The 15543-nt window shown below is 61.2% G+C and carries 10 protein-coding genes; 6 read left to right on the top strand and 4 right to left on the bottom strand.

Annotated features, from left to right (window positions below; genetic code table 11):
• Positions 1 to 148 precede the first annotated feature (148 nt).
• Both AC3ITA_RS15535 and AC3ITA_RS15530 read left to right on the top strand, forming a co-directional pair.
• Positions 149 to 2266 carry a putative bifunctional diguanylate cyclase/phosphodiesterase gene (locus tag AC3ITA_RS15535; RefSeq protein WP_489277728.1) on the top strand — a complete coding sequence of 706 codons (2118 nt, stop codon included), beginning with the start codon at positions 149 to 151 and terminating at the stop codon, positions 2264 to 2266.
• Positions 2267 to 2352: 86 nt separating this feature from the next.
• On the top strand, positions 2353 to 3099 hold the full coding sequence (locus AC3ITA_RS15530; protein WP_150672906.1) for an SDR family oxidoreductase: 747 nt from the start codon (positions 2353 to 2355) through the stop codon (positions 3097 to 3099).
• A 152-nt stretch (positions 3100 to 3251) separates the two neighbouring features.
• On the opposite strand, the gene mapR is transcribed toward AC3ITA_RS15530, so the two are convergent.
• From mapR to AC3ITA_RS15515, 3 genes are all read right to left on the bottom strand, one after another.
• A complete protein-coding gene (gene mapR, locus AC3ITA_RS15525) occupies positions 3252 to 4661 on the bottom strand; it encodes a GntR family transcriptional regulator MpaR (RefSeq protein ID WP_095943607.1) in 1410 nt (469 codons plus the stop codon).
• Positions 4662 to 4791: 130 nt separating this feature from the next.
• Positions 4792 to 6204, bottom strand: a complete 1413-nt coding sequence (gene ccoG, locus AC3ITA_RS15520; RefSeq protein WP_489277726.1) for a cytochrome c oxidase accessory protein CcoG — start codon at positions 6202 to 6204, stop codon at positions 4792 to 4794.
• A gap of 195 nt (positions 6205 to 6399) precedes the next feature.
• Positions 6400 to 6633, bottom strand: a complete 234-nt coding sequence (locus AC3ITA_RS15515) for a DUF3203 family protein (RefSeq protein WP_414928789.1) — start codon at positions 6631 to 6633, stop codon at positions 6400 to 6402.
• A 121-nt stretch (positions 6634 to 6754) separates the two neighbouring features.
• Here AC3ITA_RS15515 and AC3ITA_RS15510 point away from each other — a divergent pair, with 121 nt between their 5' ends.
• Positions 6755 to 7252: an MgtC/SapB family protein gene (locus tag AC3ITA_RS15510; RefSeq protein WP_095943595.1), complete on the top strand. Its 498-nt coding sequence runs from the start codon at positions 6755 to 6757 to the stop codon at positions 7250 to 7252.
• A gap of 39 nt (positions 7253 to 7291) precedes the next feature.
• On the opposite strand, the gene AC3ITA_RS15505 is transcribed toward AC3ITA_RS15510, so the two are convergent.
• The gene (locus AC3ITA_RS15505; RefSeq protein ID WP_172435337.1) at positions 7292 to 7459 is read right to left on the bottom strand and encodes a hypothetical protein; all 168 of its coding nucleotides are present in this window, start codon (positions 7457 to 7459) and stop codon (positions 7292 to 7294) included.
• Positions 7460 to 7672: 213 nt separating this feature from the next.
• Here AC3ITA_RS15505 and AC3ITA_RS15500 point away from each other — a divergent pair, with 213 nt between their 5' ends.
• The 3 genes from AC3ITA_RS15500 to glgB all read left to right on the top strand — a co-directional run bounded on the left by AC3ITA_RS15500 (position 7673) and on the right by glgB (position 15410).
• Positions 7673 to 9667 carry an alpha-1,4-glucan--maltose-1-phosphate maltosyltransferase gene (locus AC3ITA_RS15500; protein WP_489277725.1) on the top strand — a complete coding sequence of 665 codons (1995 nt, stop codon included), beginning with the start codon at positions 7673 to 7675 and terminating at the stop codon, positions 9665 to 9667.
• Between the two features lie 167 nt (positions 9668 to 9834).
• Positions 9835 to 13176, top strand: coding sequence for a maltose alpha-D-glucosyltransferase (treS, locus tag AC3ITA_RS15495; protein ID WP_489277723.1), 3342 nt, complete (start codon positions 9835 to 9837; stop codon positions 13174 to 13176).
• A gap of 2 nt (positions 13177 to 13178) precedes the next feature.
• Positions 13179 to 15410, top strand: a complete 2232-nt coding sequence (gene glgB / locus AC3ITA_RS15490) for a 1,4-alpha-glucan branching protein GlgB (RefSeq protein ID WP_489277721.1) — start codon at positions 13179 to 13181, stop codon at positions 15408 to 15410.
• Positions 15411 to 15543: the final 133 nt, after the last annotated feature.

Here is a 15543-nt window from a genome sequence, read left to right as displayed (position 1 = left end):
TGTAAAACCTTAAAACAAGCGTTTCATCGGACTGATGGCCCTTTGCTCATTTTGTGAGTGCGTTCTCATTTGGAATCAGTACAATCGCCGCATTTTCCCCCCAGCGAGAATCAATACCAGTAAGGGGGGGCATTCGCGAGAAGTCTCCATGCTCATCGGCAGCTATTCCCCCACCCTGGTCATCATTTCGCTCTGCGTAGCGATTCTCGCTTCATACACCGCACTCGACCTTACCGGACGCATCGCCACCGCCAAAGGCCGCGCCGTGCATTTGTGGACGGCGGGCGGGGCCGTTGCCATGGGCATCGGCATCTGGTCGATGCACTTTATCGGCATGCTCGCGTTCAAGTTGCCGATCGATCTTGGGTATGACGGCGCCATCACCCTGTTGTCGCTGCTGATCGGCGTGCTTTCCAGCGGTTTTGCGCTGTGGCTGGTCAGCCAGCCGCAATTGCCGGCCTGGCAACTGGCCTTTGGCGCGTTGGTCATGGGCGCCGGCATCAGCGCAATGCACTACACCGGCATGGCCGCCATGCGCATGCAACCGGGCATCGACTACGACCCGACGCTGTTCGGCGCCTCGCTGATGATCGCTGTCGGTGCATCGGGCGCGGCATTATGGATCGCTTTCCATCTGCGCCAGCACACGCCTTATGTCCGACTGATCCGTGGTGGCGCCGCCGTGATCATGGGCATCGCCATCGTCGGCATGCACTACACCGGAATGGCCGCCGCACGCTTTGCCGATGGCAGTTTTTGTGGCGCAGCGGTCAATGGATTGAGCGGCAATGGCCTGGACAACCTGGTGCTGATCACCACGTTGGCGGTGCTGAGCATTGCCTTGCTGACCTCGATCCTCGATGCACGCCTGGAGGCTCGCACTGCGAGTCTGGCCCAGTCGTTGACCGAGGCCAACCGTGAACTGACCCAACTGGCCCTGCACGACACCCTCACCGGGTTGCCGAACCGGACGTTGCTTGCCGATCGAATCGACCAGGCCATGTCGCGTGTCCGGGAACAGGGAGGGTGCTTTGCCCTGATGTTCATCGACCTGGACGGCTTCAAACCGGTCAACGATGCCTTCGGCCACCACATGGGTGATCTGCTGTTGCGCGAAGTGGCCGTGCGCCTGCGCGAAGACTTGCGCAGCCAGGACACCCTGGCACGCATCGGCGGCGACGAGTTCGTGTTGCTGGTGCAGTTGAGCGAACAGAATGACGCCTTGAACCTGGCGGCCCGTCAGGTCGGGTTGATCGCGCGTGCGTTCCGGGTTGCCGAACATGATTTGCACATTTCCGCCAGCGTCGGTATCGCGCTCTACCCGGGTAACGGCCAGTCCGCCCACGAATTGTTGATGAACGCCGACGCGGCGATGTACCACGCCAAGGGCGCGGGTAAAAACGGCTACAGCTTTTTCGATGCTTCGATGAACAGCAACGCCCGCAAACAGCTGCAATTGCTGCAGGACCTGCGCAATGCCGTGGAACAGCAGGAATTCAGCCTGCATTACCAGCCCAAGTTCGACGCCGCCAATGGCCGGCCAGTGGGCGCAGAGGCCTTGTTGCGCTGGGAGCACCCGACGCAAGGGATGCTGTTGCCGGACAAATTCATCGACATGGCGGAAAAAACCGGGCTGATCATTCCAATCGGCGAGTGGGTGCTCAACGAAGCGTGCCGCCAGATGCGCGAGTGGTACGTGTTGGGCTACACCGATTGGCGCATCGCGGTGAACCTGTCGGCCATTCAGTTTTGCCATGCCGGGTTGGTCCAGAGCGTCGCCAAGGCATTGGCGACCCACCATCTGCCGGCCAACAGTCTGACCCTGGAAATCACCGAAACCACCGCCATGAGCGATGCCGATGCGAGTATGACGGTGCTGCAGGAACTGTCGGAAATGGGTGTCGACCTGTCCATCGACGATTTTGGTACGGGCTATTCGAGCTTGATGTACCTCAAGCGCTTGCCGGCCAACGAACTGAAAATCGATCGGGGGTTTGTGCGGGACCTGGAGCACGACAGCGACGACGCTGCGATCGTTTCGGCCATCGTCGCCCTCGGCCAGGCGCTGGGGCTGCGCATCGTCGCCGAAGGTGTGGAGACGGGTGTGCAACAGGATTTCCTGACTCAGCTCGGCTGCGATTCGTTGCAGGGTTACCTGCTGGGGCATCCGCTGCCGGCCGCGGGTTTCATGATGGAAATCCATCGCGGGGAGCAATTGGTCGAACCGCTCAAAGCCAGTACCGAGCGTGAAATGTCGGTGACATGACAGCTGACGTGAAGCCATGCAAAAAACGCCAATGGCGGTTATTCTTGCCCCCGACCGCTTAAGCTTCGATTGGGGGAAAAGCTCGCATGGACAAAGTCATCGTCATCACCGGCGGTAGCCGCGGCATTGGTGCGGCCACCGCTCTGTTGGCCGCCGCGCAGGGCTATCGGATCTGCATCAACTATCAGGCGGACGAACGGGCCGCCCTCGGCGTGCTGGAGCAAGTCCGCGCACTCGGTGCGCAAGCCATTGCAGTGCGGGCCGACGTCAGCATCGAAGACGAAGTCATCGCGCTGTTCCATCGGGTGGACAGTGAACTGGGCCGGGTCACCGCGCTGGTGAACAACGCCGGCACCGTCGGACAAAAGTCCCGAGTCGACGAGATGTCCGAGTTCCGCATTCTCAAGATCATGAAAACCAACGTCCTGGCGCCGATCCTCTGTGCCAAGCACGCGATCCTGCGCATGTCGCCCAGGCACGGCGGGCAGGGTGGCAGCATCGTCAACGTATCGTCGGTCGCCTCGCGATTGGGGGCACCCAACGAGTACGTGGATTATGCAGCGTCCAAAGGCGCGCTGGACACCTTCACCATCGGCCTGTCCAAGGAAGTGGCGGGCGAGGGGATTCGGGTCAACGCCGTGCGTCCGGGCTACATCTACACCGATTTCCATGCCTTGAGCGGCGATCCGGATCGGGTCAGCAAGCTGGAGTCGGCGATTCCTATGGCCCGGGGCGGACGTCCGGATGAAGTGGCGGAGGCGATTGTCTGGTTGCTGTCGGACAAGGCTTCTTATGCGACGGGGACTTTTGTTGATCTGGGGGGTGGGCGTTAACGCTTCAGTTTTGTGTTGTTGAATATGGCCTCATCGCGAGCAGGCTCGCTCCCACAGTGGATCTCCAGTGTTCACAGATATTGTGTGCACCGATAAACCCTTGTGGGAGCGAGCCTGCTCGCGAAGGCGATAGAGCAGGCAACATCCAACCATCAGAACGACCGCACAATCCGCCCCAACGTCTCCATCGCCTTCTCCGATTCCTCGGTCCACGGACTGCCATAATTCAACCGAATACAGTTCCTGAAACGCTGGGTCGGCGAAAAGATCGGCCCCGGTGCGATGCTGATGCCTTGAGCCAATGCCATCTGGAACAACTTCAACGAATCCATCTGCTCCGGCAATTCCAGCCACAGAAAGTACCCGCCGGCGGGTTGGCTCACCCGCGTCTGTGCCGGGAAATAGCGAGCGATGGCGGCGAGCATGGCGCTTTGCTGGTCTTCCAGGGCGTGGCGCAATTTGCGCAGGTGCCGGTCGTAGCCACCGTGTTGCAGGTAATCGGCGATGGCGGCCTGGGCCGGCATCGAAGCGCACAGCGAGGTCATGAGTTTCAGTCGTTCGACTTTCTGCGCGTAACGCCCGGCGGCGACCCAGCCGATGCGGTAGCCGGGGGCCAGGCTCTTGGCGAACGAGCCGCAATGCATCACCAGGCCTTCGGTATCGAAGGCCTTGGCCGGTTTCGGTGCTTGCTGGCCGTAATACAGTTCGGCGTAGACATCGTCTTCGATCAGGGGCACCTGGTGGCGCCGCAACAATTCAACAAGCTGCTGTTTCTTTACCTCGGGCACGGTCGCGCCCATGGGGTTCTGGAAGCTGGTCATGCACCAGCAGGCCTTGATCGGATGGCGCTCCAGGGTTTGTTCGAGCACACCGAGGTCGATGCCATCGCGCGGGTGCACGGGAATTTCCACGGCCTTGAGTTTCAGTCGTTCGAGCACTTGCAGGCAGGCGTAGAACGCCGGTGCTTCGATGGCCACCAGATCGCCGGGCTCCGTCACCGCTTGCAGGCACAGGTTCAGTGCTTCGAGGGCGCCGTTGGTGATCAGCAGTTCTTCCATGGGCAGCATCAGCCCGCCGACCATGTAGCGCAGGGCGATTTGCCGACGCAGTTGCGGGTTACCCGGCGACATGTCGGTGACCACCATGCGCGGGTCCATCTCGCGGCTGGCGCTGGCCAGGGAGCGGGACAAGCGTTGCAGGGGAAACAGCGTCGGGCTGGGGAACGCCGAGCCGAAGGGCACGGTGTTCGGGTCCTTGATCGAGTCGAGCACCGAAAACACCAGTTCGCTGACGTCGACTTCCGTGGACTCGTTGACCTCATTGCTGATCACCGGCTCGGAAAACGGCCGGGGTGCATGGGCGTTGACGAAGTAGCCGGAGCGCGGACGGGCGCGGATCAGGCCACGACGTTCCAGCAGGTAATAGGCCTGGAACACCGTGGACGGGCTGACGCCGTAGGTCTGGCTGGCGTAGCGCACCGACGGCACCCGCTGGCCGGGACCCAGGACGCCGGAGCGGATCAGTTCTGCGATGTCGTCGGCGAATTTTTCGTAGCGTTTCATCAGAGGCCCGATTGAGGTCATTCAGAAAGTCGAGGTGACTTCATCGCGAGCAGGCTCGCTCCCACAGGTACTGCGCCGTTTTGTGTGGGAGCGAGCCTGCTCGCGAATGGCAGCACCGCAGTGTAAAGGCTCAGCGATTCATCGGCGCAACAAACCGGCTCTTCGCCACGCTGTAGACACCAGGCTCATCGCTGTCGACCACCTTGAAGCCGATGCTCTGCGAACTGCTGGCAGGGCGCTCCGTGAGCATTGCCACCGACACCGGCACATCGACAATCTCGCCCGGCGCCAGGCTGAATTCGGTCTTGCCCTGCAACTGGAAATCACCGGCATTGACCAGGCTCAATTGATAGTCCTGACGCTGTTGGGTCTTGTTGATCACCTTCAGACTGTAGATGTTTTCGATCTGCCCCTGGCTGTTCTCGCGGAACAGGCCCCGGTCCTTGCTGACGTCGAGGGACACCATCGGCCGTTCCACCAGCGCCATCACCAGGGCGGCAATCATCACCAGCAGCACGGCGGTGTAGCTGATCAGGCGCGGACGCAGCAGGTGAGTCTTGCCACCCTGCAACTGATGCTCGGACGTGTAACTGATCAACCCCGGGGCGTAGCCCATTTTGTCCATGATCGAATCACAGGCGTCGATACATGCGGCGCAACCGATGCATTCCATCTGCAAGCCATCGCGAATGTCGATGCCGGTCGGGCAGACCTGTACGCACAGCTGGCAATCGATGCAATCGCCCAAACCGACTTCGGCGGGTTTGACCTCGCGCTTGCGCGGGCCACGGTTTTCGCCTCGGGCCACGTCGTAGGAAATGGTCAGGGTGTCCTTGTCGAACATCACGCTCTGGAACCGCGCATAGGGGCACATGTGCATACACACCGCTTCACGCAGCCAACCGGCATTGATGTACGTGGCGCCGGTAAAAAACAGCACCCAGAACAGGCTGACGCCACTCATCTGGAAGGTCAGCAGCTCTTCGGCCAACGGCCGGATCGGCGTGAAGTAGCCGACGAACGTCAGGCCGGTCAGCAGGCTGATGGCCAGCCACAAGGTGTGCTTGGCCGAGCGCCGCATCAGCTTGTTCAGGCCCCAGGGCGCGGCGTGCAACTTGATCCGCTGGTTGCGTTCGCCTTCGGTGATCTTCTCGCACCACATGAAGATCCAGGTCCACGAACTTTGCGGGCAGGTGTAGCCGCACCAGACCCGTCCCGCGAATACGGTGATGGCAAACAGGCCGAACGCGGCGATGATCAACAACGCCGAAAGCAGAATGAAATCCTGCGGCCAGAAGGTCGCGCCGAAGATATGGAACTTGCTTTCGGAAAGGTCCCAGAGCACCGCCTGGCGGCCGCCCCAGTTCAGCCACACAGTGCCGAAAAACAGCAAAAACAGAAAACCGGCGCCGCTGATGCGCAGGTTGCGGAACAGCCCGGTGAAGCTGCGGGTGTGGATCAGGTTGTCGCTGGATTTGGCCTTTATCTTTGGACGCGAAGGCTCGAAGGTTTCTACGGTTCGGACGGGGATTCTTTCGCTCATGGTCTTTCGCTCATCAGCCTCCATCAGGCATGAGCACTATGAGCGGCGATCTGTTTGCATAACAGACTCAGGTATTGCATTAAAAAGCGGATCAGATGGTCGTGTCCGCACCACCTGCGACAACTTGAAGCACCCGTCGTTGTCGGGCCCAAGGGCCTTTCCAAAACAGTGACGGCAGGTGCGGATCAATCCCGGTCAAATTACCGAACCACTGTCGGTGGCTTTCAGGTGCCGGCGTCCATCCACCGCGCCTGCGACGGTCAAGGCGTCTGCCTCGGCTTCCGTGATGTAGATGCGCTGACCTTCGATGTCCACCGCCGACATGGCCTTGGCACCGTCGGTGATGATGGTCACGTCGGGACACAGACGAATGAGTTCGCCATTTTCAGTGGTGAAAAAGCAGGTCTGGTTCTCGATGCGCACAGTCATGGCGGGGTCCTTTTTTAAATGGAATCTAAAGTTTCAGGCCGCAACCACCGGTCATCGTTCTGTGCAACCGATTAAAGGTCGCTGCGGTCCACCCTCCATGGCCTCTCACAAGGACAACCCCATGAATACCTGGTGGCACGAAGTCTGGCTGACCCTGCAAGCCGAGTTCACCGACATCGCCGATGCCTCGCAACTGACACGAGTGACCGTGCGCCTGTTGATGGCCGCGGTGCTGGGCGGGATTCTCGGGTTCGAGCGTGAACACCAGGGCAAGGCTGCCGGCGTGCGTACCCATATGCTGGTGGCGATGGGGGCGGCGCTGTTCGTGTTGGTGCCGCAGATGTCCGGTTCGCAGGCCGATGCCATGAGCCGGGTGGTGCAGGGCGTGATTGCCGGGATCGGCTTCCTGGGGGCCGGCACCATCCTGAAAAACCACGATGGCGATGAGGGCCACGTCAAAGGCCTGACCACCGCCGCCGGCCTGTGGATGACCGCCGCCATCGGCGTCGCGGCCGGACTGGGCCGGGAGGCGACGGCGGTGCTCAGTACGTTGTTGGCGCTGGGGGTGTTCAGTGTGATGCCGGGGATTGTGAAACTGATCGACAGGGATCACCCATGAGCTGTTCTCCTGCCAGCACGGGGGAACGATCAACTGTCGTCATTCAGGGTTCACAATCACCGGTGGCATCGTCGGTGGCGGTTCTTCCCTTGGCGGCGGGTTCTTGTCGGGCGGATCCTGTTCGGGTATCGGCTGCGGTTCGCTCGGCGGTATCACCGGGTTGTCGATGTTGGGATCGGGGGTGTCCGCCGGGAATGGATTGTTCATTGTCAAGCCTCAGTGGCACATGGCGTGAGTCGTGCTTAAGTAGATGGACTGGTCGGTTGACCGCGGCACGAAGGACTTGATTCCGGAAATTGTCGATGAAACTTTCCCGGCGGCTGTCGCTCGGAACCTAAGTGAGTGCATTCCGGGGCGGATCGCCCGGCGGGGTGGCGACCAGACACAAGCGCGTCCATGGGGCGTAAGGAGAGAGGCTCGATGACGGCTGAAAAACCGACTGAGTTGAGCTACAACCCGCACATGCCGCTGTCGCAGGCGCTGTTGCTGCCACGTATCGTCATTGAAAACATCATGCCGACCCTTGAGGGCGGACAATTCGCGGTCAAGGCCGTGGTGGGGCAGGACGTAGTGGTGACGGCCAAGGTCTTCGCCGACGGGCATGACAAGCTGGCGGTTCGCGTGCGCTGGCGGGCCGAAGACGAGGGCGCCTGGCAAAGCGCAGCCATGCACGACCTGGGTAACAACGGTTGGCAAGGGCAGTTCCGGGTCGCCAGCCAGGGCCGTTATCTGTTCTGTATCGAAGCCTGGATCGATCAGTTCGCCAGTTTTTGCTACGAGCTGGAAAAAAAACATGCGGCTGCCGTTCCAGTCAGCCTGGAATTGCAGGAAGGGCGGATTCATGTGCAACAAGCCGCCGAACGCAGCGAAGGGCATCTCAGCGAGCAACTGGCGGCGTTGCACCATGAACTGTCAGGGCTGCTTGAAACCGAGCAGATTGCACTGTTTTTGCACCCGCGTAGCGCCGACCTCATGGCCCGCGTCGATCATCGCGCCTACTTGAGCCTGAGCCCGGAGTACCCGGTGGATGTGGAGCGCGAACTGGCGCAGTTCGCCAGTTGGTATGAATTGTTCCCGCGTTCGATCACCGACAGCCCGGCGCGCCATGGCACCTTCAATGACGTGCATTCGCGGCTGGCGATGATCCAGGACATGGGCTTCGACGTGCTGTATTTTCCGCCGATCCACCCGATCGGGCGCAGCTACCGCAAGGGCCCGAACAATTCGCTGACGGCGGGCCCCGATGATCCGGGCAGCCCCTATGCGATTGGCAGCGAGGAGGGTGGTCACGAGGCGATTCACTCGCAGTTGGGCACCCGCGAAGACTTTCGCCGACTGGTGGCGGCCGCCGCGGCCCATGGCCTGGAAATCGCCCTGGATTTTGCCATCCAGTGCTCCCAGGACCATCCGTGGCTCAAGCAGCACCCGGGCTGGTTCAACTGGCGGCCGGACGGCACGATCAAGTATGCGGAGAACCCGCCGAAGAAGTACCAGGACATCGTCAACGTCGACTTCTATGCCCCGGAGGCAATTCCGAGCCTGTGGGTGGAACTGCGCGACATCGTGGTCGGCTGGGTCGAGGAGGGCGTGAAGATCTTCCGCGTCGATAACCCGCACACCAAGCCGTTGCCGTTCTGGCAGTGGCTGATCGCCGATGTACGGGCGCTGTACCCCGAGGTGATCTTCCTTGCCGAAGCCTTCACCACCCCGGCAATGATGGCGCGCCTGGGCAAGGTCGGTTATTCCCAGAGCTACACCTATTTCACCTGGCGCAACACCAAGGCCGAACTGGCGACCTACTTCACTGAACTCAACGAGTCGCCCTGGCGCGAATGCTACCGGCCGAACTTTTTCGTCAATACACCGGACATCAACCCGGCGTTCCTCCACGAATCCGGGCGCCCCGGGTTTCTCATCCGCGCCGTGCTGGCGACCATGGGCTCTGGCCTGTGGGGCATGTACTCGGGTTTCGAGTTGTGCGAGTCGGCACCGGTGCCGGGCAAGGAGGAGTACCTTGACTCCGAGAAGTACGAGATCCGCCCCAGGGACTTCAACGCGCCGGGCAACATCATTGCCGAGATCGCCCAACTCAACCGTATCCGTCGGCAGAACCCGGCGCTGCACACGCATCTGGGCCTGAAGGTCTACAACGCCTGGAACGACAACATCCTGTACTTCGGCAAACGCAGCGCCGATGGAGGCAATTTCATCCTGGTGGCGGTCAGCCTCGATCCGCACAACGTGCAGGAGGCGAACTTCGAGTTGCCGCTGTGGGAAATGGGCTTGCCGGACTACGCCAGCACCCACGGCGAGGACCTGATGAATGGCCATCGCTGGACCTGGCATGGCAAACAGCAATTCATGCGGATCGACCCGGCGTATCAGCCGTTCGGGATTTGGAGGATAACTGTTTAAACGCAAAACCTGTGGGAGCGAGCTTGCTCGCGATAGCAATTTTGTGGGCAACTTTTTTGTTGAATGTTCAATTGTCATCGTGAGCAAGCTCGCTCCCACAGGCAAGTCATCGCGTTCGAGGCAGGCGAACGGTCCAGCGGCTTTATCGAATTCACCAGGAGTTTCACATGGCGAAGAAACCCAAGGCAGCCACGTTCATCAAGGACCCGCTCTGGTACAAGGACGCGGTGATCTATCAAGTCCACGTCAAATCGTATTTCGACTCCAATAACGACGGGATTGGCGACTTTCCCGGCCTCATCGCCAAGCTCGACTACATCGCCGACCTGGGCGTCAACACCATCTGGCTGTTGCCGTTCTATCCCTCGCCACGGCGCGACGACGGTTATGACATCGCCGAGTACCGCGGCGTACATACCGACTACGGCACCCTGGCCGATGCCAGACGTTTCATTGCCGAGGCGCACAAGCGCGGCCTGCGGGTGATCACCGAACTGGTCATCAACCACACCTCCGACCAGCACGCCTGGTTCCAACGGGCGCGCAAGGCCAAACCCGGATCGGCGGCGCGGGACTTCTATGTGTGGTCCGATGACGATCATAAATACGACGGCACCCGCATCATTTTCCTCGACACCGAGAAGTCCAACTGGACCTGGGATCCGGTGGCTGGCCAGTACTTCTGGCACCGTTTCTACTCCCACCAGCCGGACCTGAACTTCGATAACCCGCAAGTCATGAAAGCGGTGCTGTCGGTGATGCGTTACTGGCTCGACATGGGCATCGACGGATTGCGCCTGGACGCCATTCCCTACCTGATCGAGCGTGACGGCACCAACAACGAGAACCTGCCGGAAACCCACGACGTCCTGAAACAGATCCGTGCCGAAATCGACGCCAACTACCCCGACCGCATGCTGCTGGCCGAGGCCAATCAATGGCCGGAGGACACACAGCTGTACTTCGGCGATACCGACAGGAAAGGCCTGAACGGCGACGAATGCCACATGGCCTTTCACTTCCCGTTGATGCCGCGCATGTACATGGCGCTGGCCCAGGAAGATCGCTTCCCGATTACCGACATTCTGCGCCAGACCCCGGACATTCCCGCCAACTGCCAGTGGGCAATCTTCCTGCGCAACCACGATGAGCTGACCCTGGAGATGGTCACCGACAAGGAACGCGACTACCTGTGGAATTACTACGCCGCCGACCGTCGCGCGCGGATCAACCTGGGGATTCGCCGTCGCCTGGCGCCACTGATGGAGCGCGACCGCCGCCGGGTCGAGCTGCTCAACAGCCTGCTGTTGTCCATGCCCGGCACGCCGACCCTGTATTACGGCGACGAAATCGGCATGGGCGACAACATCTACCTCGGCGACCGCGACGGTGTGCGTACGCCGATGCAATGGTCCATCGACCGCAACGGCGGTTTCTCCCGGGCCGACCCGGCGAGCCTGGTGCTGCCGCCGATCATGGACCCGCAGTATGGCTACCTGTCGGTCAACGTCGAAACCCAGGCCGGCGATCCGCATTCACTGCTCAACTGGACCCGGCGTCTGCTCGCCGTGCGCAAGCAATCCAAGGCCTTCGGACGCGGTACGTTGAAGATGCTGTCGCCGAGCAACCGGCGGATTCTGGCCTACACCCGTGAATACACCGGAGTGGACGGCAAGCACGAAGTCATTCTGTGCGTGGCCAACGTGTCGCGCAGTGCCCAGGCCGCCGAGCTGGATCTGTCGGCCTACGTCGGCATGGTGCCGGTGGAAATGCTCGGGGGTAACGCGTTCCCACCCATCGGCCAGTTGAATTTCCTCCTGACACTGGCGCCTTACGGCTTCTACTGGTTCGGCCTTGCCGCGGAAAACCAGATGCCGAGCTGGCACGTGGAGCCCGCACAAGGCCTGCCGGACTTCACCACGCTGGTGCTGAAAAAGCGCATGGAGGAACTGCTGGAGGCGCCGTCGCGCACCACGCTGGAACAAAGCATTCTGCCCAGCTGGCTGCAAAACCGTCGCTGGTTCGCTGGCAAGGACGCCGCCATCGAACAGGTCGATATGGCCTATGGCGTGCGCTTCGGTGATCCGCAGCATCCGGTGCTGTTCAGCGAGATCAATGTCACCAGCGCTGGCCAGAGCAACCGTTACCAGTTGCCGTTTGGCTTCATCTCGGAAGATCAGGTCGGTACTCCGTTGCCGCAGCAGTTGGCATTGTCACGGGTACGGCGCGGACGCCAGGTCGGCCTGATCACCGATGCCTTCAGCCTGGACACCTTTGTGCACGCCGTATTGCAGGGCATTCAGGCCGGTACCGTGTTGGCCTCCAGCGATGGCGACATCCGCTTCGAGTCCACCGCGGAGCTGGAAAAACTCGGCCTCAATGCCGAGTCGCCGGTACGTTATCTGTCCGCCGAACAGTCCAACAGCTCGGTAGTGATCGGCAACAGCCTGGTGCTGAAGCTGATCCGCAAGGTCGCCTCCGGTGTGCACCCTGAGCTTGAAATGAGTGCGTACCTGACCGAAGCCGGGTTCAGCAATATTTCGCCGTTGCTGGGGGCCGTGGTGCGCCGGGACGGGGCGGGCGAAGACAATTTGCTGATGATCGCCCAAGGCTATCTGAACAACCAGGGTGACGCCTGGGAATGGACGCAGAATAACCTCGAGCGGGCGCTACGCGATGAACTGGCCGACGCCGTGTCCGAGCAGGAGCAACATTACAACGCGCTCGGCGAACTGAAAGATTTCGCCGCTATGCTCGGTCAGCGCCTGGGGGAAATGCATCAGGTGCTGGCGGCGCCCAGTGCCAACCCGGACTTCTTGCCCCAGATCACCACGCAGAAAGAGGCGCTGGCCTCGGCCAGGGATGTTACGGCGCAAATCGAGCACGCGCTGAACTTGCTCAAGCAGCATAAGAATCAACTGAATTCGGCGGACCAGACCCTGGTCGGCCGTTTACTGGACAACAGGAAAGCCATCCTCGGCCATGTTCAAGCGTTGGGCAAAAAGACCGCGGGCGGCTTGCGCATTCGTGTACACGGCGACCTGCATCTGGGGCAGGTGCTGGTGATCAAGGGCGATGCCTACCTGATCGACTTCGAAGGCGAGCCGGCCCGGCCATTGCATGAACGACGGGGCAAACACAGCCCGTACAAGGATGTCAGCGGTGTGCTGCGTTCCTTCGACTATGCGGCGGCGATGGCGATCAATGTGCAGAGCGTCGACAACACCGCAGCGGCCGATGCTGCGCGCTTGCGGGTCACCGATCGCTACTTGAGCGAGGCGCGGCAAGCATTTGTCGACGCTTATCGGCTGGCGGCAGCCAGTCTTGCCCATGCATGGCAAGATCCCGAAGGCGAGGAGGCCGCGCTGGCGTTGTTCGGGCTGGAGAAGGCGGCGTATGAAGTGGCTTATGAGGCGGAAAATCGCCCCGCCTGGTTGCCCGTGCCGTTGCACGGTTTATATGGATTATTGAGTGGGCTTAAACCCTTTTCCGATCTTGGTGGAGAGTAGTCATGAGTGTCTCGAACAAGGAACAGGGTCATCACAAAGAAACGCTGCTGCCCAGCGCACGGGATATCGATGCATTGGTGCGTGCCGAGCATATCGATCCTTTCGCCATACTCGGCCCCCACGCCGATGGTGCCGGCGGGCAATTCATTCGCGCGTACCTGCCGGGCGCCCTGAGTGTCCAGGTGTTGGCCAGGGACTCCGGCGAGGAGCTGGGTCAACTTGAAACCACGCAGACGCCGGGGTTGTTCGTCGGGCATTTCCAGCATGCGCAGGCGTATCTGCTGCGTACCCATTGGGCCGGCGGCGAGCAGACCGCAGAAGATCCTTACAGCTTCGGCCCGTTGTTGGGCGAAATGGATTTGTACCTGTTTGCCGAAGGCAATCACCGCGACCTCAGCGCGTGCCTGGGCGCGCAACTCAAGACCGTGGACGGCGTCGACGGCGTGCGTTTCGCCGTGTGGGCGCCGAATGCCCGGCGGATCTCGGTGGTCGGCGATTTCAACGTATGGGACGGGCGCCGGCATCCGATGCGCCTACGTCATCCCACCGGCGTCTGGGAGTTGTTCATCCCGCGCCTGCAAGCCGGGGACACCTACAAATACGAAATCCTCGGCGCCCACGGCATCCTGCCGTTGAAGGCCGATCCCGTGGCGCTGGCCACCAGTCTGCCACCGGACACCGCCTCTAAAGTCGCCTCGCCGTTGAACATCGACTGGCAGGACCAGGACTGGATGATGTCCCGGGGCGACCGTCAGCGGGTGACGGCGCCGTTGTCGATCTACGAATTGCACGCCGGCTCGTGGCAATGCGAGCTGGACGACCTGGGCGAAGTGGCGCGCCAGTACACCTGGCCCGAATTGACCGAGCGGCTGATTCCCTATGTCAAAGACCTGGGCTTCACCCACATCGAACTGATGCCGATCATGGAACACCCCTTCGGCGGTTCGTGGGGTTATCAGTTGCTGTCGCAATTCGCGCCGAGTGCGCGCTATGGCACGCCGGACCAGTTCGCCGCGTTCATCAACGCCTGCCACCAGGCCGAACTCGGGGTGATTCTCGATTGGGTACCGGCGCATTTTCCCACCGATATCCACGGCCTGGCCCAGTTCGACGGCACGGCGCTGTACGAGTACGGCAACCCGCAGGAAGGGTTCCACCAGGACTGGGACACACTCATCTACAACCTGGGCCGCACCGAAGTGCACGGCTACATGCTGGCGTCGGCGCTGCACTGGCTCAAGCATTTTCATGTCGACGGCCTGCGGGTCGATGCGGTGGCCTCGATGCTGTACCGCGACTACTCGCGCAAGGCCGGCGAGTGGGTGCCGAACCGCCATGGCGGGCGAGAGAACCTTGAAGCCATCGACTTCCTGCGCCACCTCAATGACGTAGTGGCCCTCGAGGCGCCCGGGGCGCTGGTGATCGCCGAGGAATCCACCGCATGGCCGGGTGTCAGCCAGGCCACGCAACAGGGCGGCCTGGGCTTTGCCTACAAATGGAACATGGGCTGGATGCACGATTCGCTGCATTACATCCAGCAAGACCCGGTGTACCGCGCCCATCACCACAACGAGCTGAGTTTCGGCCTGGTGTATGCGTGGTCAGAGCGCTTCATCCTGCCGATCTCCCACGATGAAGTGGTGCACGGCAAACACTCATTGATCGACAAGATGCCCGGTGATCGCTGGCAGAAATTCGCCAACCTGCGGGCCTACCTGAGTTTCATGTGGGCGCATCCGGGCAAGAAGCTGTTGTTCATGGGCTGCGAGTTCGGCCAGTGGCGCGAATGGAACCATGACCAGCAACTGGACTGGTACCTGTTGCAATACCCCGAGCACAAAGGTGTGCAGAAACTGGTGGCCGACCTCAACCGCTTGTACCGCGAAGCGCCGGCGCTGCATGAGCAGGACGATGTGCCACAGGGATTCCAATGGCTGATCGGCGATGACGCGATCAACAGCGTTTATGCGTGGATGCGCTGGAGCAAGGATGGCGAACCGGTGCTGGTGGTGGCCAACTTTACGCCGGTGCCACGGGAAGCTTATCGCGTCGGGGTGCCGTTTGCCGGGCAGTGGAACGAGGTGTTCAACAGCGATTCGTCCATCTATGCCGGTTCCAACTACGGCAACAGTGGCGGGGCGGTTGCCGAGGAAGCGCCGAGCCATGGCCAGGCGTTGTCGCTGGTGCTGAATTTGCCGCCGTTGGCGGTGTTGATGTTAAGGCCGCAGGGCTGATCCGAAGTCGGCAGTGCTGCTGCTATTCGCGAGCAGGCTCGCTCCCATACGGGTTTTGAGTACGACATCAATCCAGTGTGGGAGCGAGCCTGCTCGCGAAGGGGCCGGTGCAGTCGACGCCGACACCTGGCAA

It is taken from the genome of Pseudomonas sp. GL_090 (assembly GCF_057837765.1).
The sequence above is the reverse complement of the archived record's forward strand: the minus strand, read 5'-3'. Positions and strand labels throughout refer to the sequence as shown.